The 6,678-nt window shown below is 65.1% G+C and carries 6 protein-coding genes; 4 read left to right on the top strand and 2 right to left on the bottom strand.

All coding sequences use genetic code 11. The annotated features are described in order from the left end of the window. Positions 1 to 24: 24 nt before the first annotated feature. On the bottom strand, positions 25 to 1,236 hold the full coding sequence (gene fabV / locus ACK1U9_RS22225; protein WP_046616345.1) for an enoyl-ACP reductase FabV: 1,212 nt from the start codon (positions 1,234 to 1,236) through the stop codon (positions 25 to 27). A 251-nt stretch (positions 1,237 to 1,487) separates the two neighbouring features. Continuing rightward, a complete protein-coding gene (locus ACK1U9_RS22230) occupies positions 1,488 to 2,348 on the bottom strand; it encodes a LysR substrate-binding domain-containing protein (RefSeq protein WP_284386288.1) in 861 nt (286 codons plus the stop codon). A gap of 135 nt (positions 2,349 to 2,483) precedes the next feature. On the opposite strand from ACK1U9_RS22230, the gene ACK1U9_RS22235 reads away from it, so the two are divergent. Genes ACK1U9_RS22235 through ACK1U9_RS22250 form a run of 4 tightly spaced genes read left to right on the top strand, consistent with a single transcriptional unit; the run spans position 2,484 to position 6,618 of the window. Continuing rightward, positions 2,484 to 3,524: an agmatine deiminase family protein gene (locus ACK1U9_RS22235; protein ID WP_085601160.1), complete on the top strand. Its 1,041-nt coding sequence runs from the start codon at positions 2,484 to 2,486 to the stop codon at positions 3,522 to 3,524. Further along, the gene (gene aguB / locus ACK1U9_RS22240) at positions 3,521 to 4,417 is read left to right on the top strand and encodes an N-carbamoylputrescine amidase (RefSeq protein WP_196188713.1); all 897 of its coding nucleotides are present in this window, start codon (positions 3,521 to 3,523) and stop codon (positions 4,415 to 4,417) included. Before ACK1U9_RS22235 ends, aguB begins: the two co-directional genes overlap by 4 nt. Before the next feature lie 2 nt (positions 4,418 to 4,419). Beyond that, complete coding sequence (locus ACK1U9_RS22245; RefSeq protein ID WP_085601158.1) at positions 4,420 to 5,505, top strand: extracellular solute-binding protein; 1,086 nt, start codon at positions 4,420 to 4,422, stop codon at positions 5,503 to 5,505. Positions 5,506 to 5,508: 3 nt separating this feature from the next. Next, positions 5,509 to 6,618, top strand: a complete 1,110-nt coding sequence (locus ACK1U9_RS22250; RefSeq protein ID WP_153670490.1) for an agmatine deiminase family protein — start codon at positions 5,509 to 5,511, stop codon at positions 6,616 to 6,618. Positions 6,619 to 6,678 lie beyond the last annotated feature (60 nt).

The raw sequence follows: 6,678 nt of genomic DNA on the forward strand, positions 1-6,678 counted from the left end.
AGGGCCGGTACAGGCCGACAGCAATTACAGCTCGACGCAGTCGAACTTCACATCGGTAGCCACGTCTTCGTCGTAGTTGACGTCAGCGCGCTCGAAGCCGAACAGGTTGAGGAACTGCTTCTTGTAGCCGGCATAGTCGGTCAGCTCGAACAGGTTCTCGGTGGTCACCTGTGGCCACAGCGCCTTGCAGGCGCCCTGCACGTCGTCACGCAGTTCCCAGTCGTCCAGGCGCAGGCGGCCCTTCTCGTCGACCTCGGCCGGCGCGCCGTCGGCACGGTACATGCGGTCGCGGTACATGCGGTCCAGCTGGTCCTGGGTGCCTTCGTGAACACCCTTCTCCTGCATGATCTTGAACACCATGGACAGGTACAGCGGCATCACCGGGATGGCCGAGCTGGCCTGGGTAACCACCGACTTCAGCACCGCCACGTTGGCGCCGCCCTTGACTTCACCGGCCAGTTTCTTGTCCAGGCGCAGGGCGGTTTCGTCCAGGTCCTGCTTGGCCTGGCCCAGTGCACCGTGCCAGTAGATCGGCCAGGTGATGTCGCTGCCGATGTAGCTGAAGGCCACGGTGCGGGCGCCTTCGGCCAGCACGTTGGCGCCAGCCAGGGCGTCGATCCACAGCTGCCAGTCCTGGCCCCCCATGACGGTGACGGTGTCGGCGATTTCCTGCTCGGTAGCCGGCTCGATGCTGGCCTCGATGATGGTGTCCTTGTTGGTATCGATGGCGGTCGACTTGTACGGCTGGCCGATCGGCTTCAGGGCCGAACGCACCAGTTCACCGGTCTGCGGCAGCTTGCGCACCGGCGAGGCCAGCGAGTAGATGACCAGGTCGACCTTGCCGCCCATTTCGTTCTTGATCAGCTCGATGACCTTGGCACGGGCTTCATCGGAGAAAGCGTCACCATTGATCGACTTGCTGTACAGGCCCTCGGCCTTGGCGAACTTGTCGAAGGCTGCAGCGTTGTACCAGCCAGCGGTGCCGGCCTTGGTCTCGGTGCCTGGCTTTTCGAAGAACACGCCCAGGGTGTCGGCCTTGAAGCCGAACGCCGCGGTGATGCGGGCTGCCAGGCCGTAGCCGCTGGAAGCACCGATGACCAGGACCTTCTTCGGGCCATCCTCGCGCACGCCCAGCTTGCGGGTGGCTTCGATCTGGTCACGGACGTTGAGCTCGCAGCCCTTCGGGTGAGTCGTGGTGCAGATGAAACCGCGGACCTTAGGATGAATGATGGCCAATGTCTGTACCTCGTCAGGTTTATGCCGGGGGAAGCGCCGCCATGGGCGATTCCGGTTGATCAGAGGGTGAGACTACCCCCGCAGGTTATCCGACACATATTACGGGGTGATCTTGGGGATGCAAAACGGTGGATTACCTGTACCGGCCCTATCGCCGGCAAGCCAGCTCCCACAAAGACAGCACAGAACTTGAGCCCTGTGAGGGACCTGTGGGAGCTGGCTTGCCGGCGATAGAGGCAGTGCAGGCAACATCAATCTGACAAGAGAGCCCCTTTCAGCCATTCCAGGAACTGCCGGGCCAGCGGATCATCCTGGCTATCCCGATGCACCAGGCACGCCCACGCCGGCCCACGCACGCGCTGCACCGACAAAGCCTGCAAGCGCCCCTCCTCCACCGCCCGCCGCGCCAGCAACTGGCTGACCAGGGCCACCCCCAACCCCTCGCTCGCCGCATCCAGCAGCAGCCCGGGGTCGGAAAAGTTCAGCCCCTTGCCCTGCTGCCCCACATCCTCGCCACCCTCCAGCTGCCAGTGGCTCCAGTCCATCTCGCGCTCGCCATGCAAGGTGGTGCGCCGCAACATCGGCGTTTGCAGCAACGCCGGGTGGCAGGCCGGGTACAGCTGGTCCTGGTGCAGCACGTTGAAGCTGCACTCGGCCTGGGCACTGAGGTCGTCGCGGATGGCCAGGTCGATGGTCTCGGTCGCCATGTCCGGCACCTCGAAACTGGTGAACAGCCACAAGTCGACATCCGGGCAGCGCTGGTGAAAGTCGGCCAGCCGCGGCAGCAGCCAGTGCCTGGCAAAGGCCGGGCTGGTGTTGACCACCAGTTGGTTGGGCTTGCGGTACTGGTCGAGCCGGCGAATGCCCACCGCCAGGTGCTGCAGCAGCGACTGCGTGGTGCTGAGCAGGTCATGCCCGGCGTCGGTCAGGCTCACGCTGCGGCCACTGCGGTGGAACAGCGGCTGCTCCAGGTAGGTTTCCAGGCTGCGAATCTGCTGGCTGATGGCCGACTGGGTCAGGTTCAGCGCTTCGGCGGCCTTGTGGAAGCTGCCCAGCCGCGCAGCGGCTTCGAAGCCGCGCAGGGCATTCAGGGGTGGCCAGTGTTTGAGCATGATTGATAAGCCCTACTGATCAAATGTGCGCTAAATCTATCGTTTGTCGACGGCCAAGCCTAGCCATAGCATGGACATCAACACCCGCGACGGCGGGCTTCGTTGATAAAAATCCTTAATTGATCGGAGTTCACTATGCACCTGTCCCTCGACAGCGGCTGGCGCATGCCCGCCGAATGGGCCCGCCACGCTGCCACCTGGATAGTCTGGCCACACAACCAGGCCCTGTGGGAAAGCGGCTGGCACGTGCGCCTGGCCGACGTACAGCAGGACTACGCTCGGGTCGCGGCGGCCATCGCCCGTTTCGAGCCGGTGAAGATGGTGGTCGACCCGTCGGCCTTGCAGAGCGCACGTGCCCTCTGCGGCGCCAATATCGAACTGGTCGAAATGGCCGTGGACGACAGCTGGTGCCGGGACAGCGGCCCAAGCTTCGTCTGCCACCCTCAACATGGCCTGGCCGGCCTGAGCTGGCGCTTCAACGCCTGGGGGGGCAAGTCGCAACACGGCCAGGACCGCAGCCTCGGCCGGCGCATCCTCGACCACCTGGGCCTGGATGGCTTCAGCACGGCGCTGTGCAACGAAGGCGGGGCGATTCATGTGGACGGCGAAGGCACCCTGATCACCACCGAGTCGGTGCTGCTCAACCCCAACCGCAACCCTGGCGTGAGCAAGGCCGAGTTCGAGGCCTGCTTCGCCCGCTACCTGGGCATCCGCAAGACCATCTGGCTACCGGGCGACCCACAATACATCACCGGCGACATGACCGACGGCCACGTCGATGGTGTATGCGCCTTCGCCCGCCCTGGCGTGCTGCTGGTCGACGCCACCCATGATCAGCATTCGGTGTACGCCGAAGTCGTGCGGGAAAACCGCCGCGCCCTGGAACTGGCCACCGACGCGCAAGGCCGGCACTTCGAGCTGCTCGACCTGTATGAAGCCAGCGCCGCCGTCGACCAGGACGCCGAGGTATTCTGCGCCTCGTACACCAACTTCTACATCGCCAACGGCGCGATCATCATGCCGGCCTATGGCATCGCCGCCGACCTGGAAGCCGCCGCGCAACTGGCCCACGCCTTCCCGGGCCGGGAGATCGTACCGGTGCGCATCGACCACATCGCCCATGGCGGTGGCGGCATCCATTGCATCACCCAGCAACAACCCGAGGTGCAGCCATGAGCCTGCTGCGCATCGCCACCACCCAGATGCCGTGCAGCTGGGACCTGCCTGGCAACCTCGACCGCGCCGAACAACTTGTTCGCCAGGCTGCCGCCAAGGGGGCCCAGGTGATCCTACTGCAGGAGCTGTTCGCCACCCCGTATTTCTGCATCGAACAGGACCACCAGCACCAGGCACTCGCCCAGCCCTACCCTGCCAGCCCTATCCTGCAGCGCTTCGCCGCACTGGCCGGTGAGCTGGGCGTGGTGCTGCCGCTGAGCTGGTACGAGCGCGCCGGCAATGCCTTCTTCAACTCGTTGACCGTGGCCGATGCCGATGGCCGCCTGCTTGGCGTCTACCGCAAGACCCACATCCCCAACGCCATCGGCTACCAGGAGAAGGAATACTTCAGCCCCGGCGATACCGGCTTCAAGGTCTGGGACACCGCCTTCGGCCGCCTGGGCATCGGCATCTGCTGGGACCAGTGGTTCCCCGAGACCGCCCGCTGCCTGGCACTGATGGGTGCCGAAGTGCTGCTGTTCCCCACCGCCATCGGCTCCGAGCCCGGCTGTGCCGAACTGGACTCGCGCGACCACTGGCAGGTGGCCATGCGCGGCCACGCCGCCGCCAACCTGTTGCCGGTGGTGGCGGCCAATCGCGTGGGCGAAGAAGTCGCCGCCAGCGACGCATCGTTGGCCATGCGCTTCTATGGCTCGTCGTTCATCTGCGACCACAAGGGCGCCATGCTCGCCGAAGCCGACCGCGACAGCATTGGCATCTGGCTGCACGACCTGGATCTGGCCGGCATGCGGGAAGACCGCCTGAGCTGGGGCATCTACCGCGATCGCCGCCCGGAGATGTACGCACCGCTGCTGACCCTGGACGGCACCCACCCACACACCCTGAGGGCATGAGCATGAAACGCCACGTTCTGGCCGCCTTGGCGCTGGCCGTCTGCGCCTGCCAGGCTCAGGCCGAGCAGCCCGTGCTGCGCCTGTACAACTGGGCCGACTATTTTGCCGAGGACACCCTCAAGCAGTTCACGGCCGAAACCGGCATCCAGGTGATCTACGACGTGATGGATGGCAGCGAAGTGCTCGAGGCCAAGCTGATGTCCGGGCGCAGTGGCTACGACCTGGTCTTCCCCGGTGATACCGTCGCCGAGCGCCTGATGCGCGCCGGCAGCCTGCAGCCACTGGACCACAGCCGCCTGGAGGCCCTGGACGACATCGAGCCCGGGCTGCGTCAGCTGCACGCCCGGTACCCCAAGGCCAGCCAGGCGACCGTGCCCTACACCTGGGGCACCATCGGCCTGACGGTGAATGCCGACAAAGTCCGCCAGCGCATGCCCGATGCACCGCTGGACAACCTCGACCTGCTGTTCAAGCCGGAGCTGGCCGCCAAATTCGCCGACTGCGGTATTTCAGTCATCGATTCACCCGACGAAGTGCTGGCAGTGGTCCTCAACTACCTGGGCCGCGAGCCACGCAGTGCCAAGCGCGAAGACTTGGCCGCAGCCAGCGAACTGCTCAAGGCGATTCGCCCGTACGTGCGCAAGTTCCAGTCGCAACCAGTGACCGAACTGGTCAACGAGAACCTGTGCCTGTCACTGGGCTACAGTGGCGACGTGATCCAGGCGCAGCGTACCGCCGACGCCGCGGGCAAGCATCTCGACTTCCAGTACCGCGTGCCGCGCCAAGGCACCACGGTGTGGATGGATACCATGGCCATCCCAGCCGATGCCAAGCACCCGGAATACGCCTATCGTTTCATCAACTTCGTCATGCGCCCGGCGAACATGGCGGCCATCAGCAACTTCACCGGTTACCCTACCGCCAGCGCCAAGGCACGCCAGGCAGTGGACCCGCGCATGCGCGACAACCCCGATATCTACCTCGACCAAGCCACCTATGCCCGGCTGATCCCGGGCCGCGATATCCCACAGGCCGACATGCGTGTACGCATGCGCGTGTGGACCCGCTTCAAGACTGCACAGGATTGAGCCATGCCAAGCCGTAGAACCTTCCTGCAACTTTCGCTGGCCGCCGGCCTCGGTGCCAGCCTCGGCCTGCCGCTGGGCCTGGCCCGCGCCGAAGAACCGGGGCGCTGGTTCATGCCGGACGAAGGCGAGCCGCAGCAACGCGCATTCATCGCCTTCGGCGCCCAGGATGCGATCTGGGAGGACTTCACCGCCGATGTGCAGGCCGCCCTCGGTCGCATCGCCCAGGCCATCGCGCGCTATCAGCCAGTGACGGTGTTCTGCCGGCCCAGCGAGCGCGAGCTGGCCGAGCAGCACTGTGCCAGCCAGCGCACAAGTTTCGTCGAGTGCGAGCTGGACGACATCTGGATGCGCGACATCGGCGCCAACTTCGTCGTCGATGATGACGGAGCCCTGGCGGCGGTGGACTTCAACTTCAATGGCTGGGGCAACAAGCAACGTCACAGCAACGATGCCCAACTGGCCAGGCGCGTAACCACGCTGGCCGGTGCCCGCTACCAGCGCAGCGCTCTGGTGGGTGAAGGCGGCGCCATAGAGGTGGACGGCCACGGCACGGGCATCATGACCGAGAGCAGCTGGGTCAACGCCAACCGCAACAAGGGCTGGAGCAAGGCCGAGATCGAGGCGGAGCTCAAGGAGCGCCTGGGGCTGAGCAAGATCATCTGGCTACCGGGCATCGCCGGCCAGGACATCACCGACGGGCACGTGGACTTCTATGCCCGCTTCGTCAGGCCAGGGGTGGTGATTGCCAACCTGGATAACGACACGGCCTCATATGACTACGCCGTGACGCGCAAGCACCTGGAGATCCTCAAGCGGGCCACCGATGCCGAGGGCCGCAGTTTGCAGGTGCACGTCGTGTCGCCGCCGCTGCACGGGCGGAACAACAGGTTCAGCAAAGGCAATGATGACTTTGCCGCTGGGTACATCAACTACTTCGTGATCAATGGCGCGATCATTGCGCCACAGTTTGGCGATGGGGCGGCGGACGAGAAAGCGCGGGGGCTGCTGGCGGCGTTGTATCCGGGGCGGGATATCGTGCAGCTGGATATCGATGCCATAGCTGCGGGGGGCGGGGGGATTCACTGTGTGACCCATCAGTGCCCGGCGGTGTAGCAGATGCTGCCTGTGCTGGCCTCTTCGCGGGCTTGCCCGCTCCCACAGGGACTCCACAAG

It is taken from the genome of Pseudomonas sp. XP1, from assembly GCF_053557675.1.

Coding starts and splice junctions, on each gene's coding strand:
- ACK1U9_RS22230 (WP_284386288.1), bottom strand. CDS start 2,348: ATGCTCAAACACTGGCCACCCCTGAATGCCCTGCGCGGCTTCGAAGCC.
- ACK1U9_RS22235 (WP_085601160.1), top strand. CDS start 2,484: ATGCACCTGTCCCTCGACAGCGGCTGGCGCATGCCCGCCGAATGGGCC.
- aguB (WP_196188713.1), top strand. CDS start 3,521: ATGAGCCTGCTGCGCATCGCCACCACCCAGATGCCGTGCAGCTGGGAC.
- ACK1U9_RS22245 (WP_085601158.1), top strand. CDS start 4,420: ATGAAACGCCACGTTCTGGCCGCCTTGGCGCTGGCCGTCTGCGCCTGC.
- ACK1U9_RS22250 (WP_153670490.1), top strand. CDS start 5,509: ATGCCAAGCCGTAGAACCTTCCTGCAACTTTCGCTGGCCGCCGGCCTC.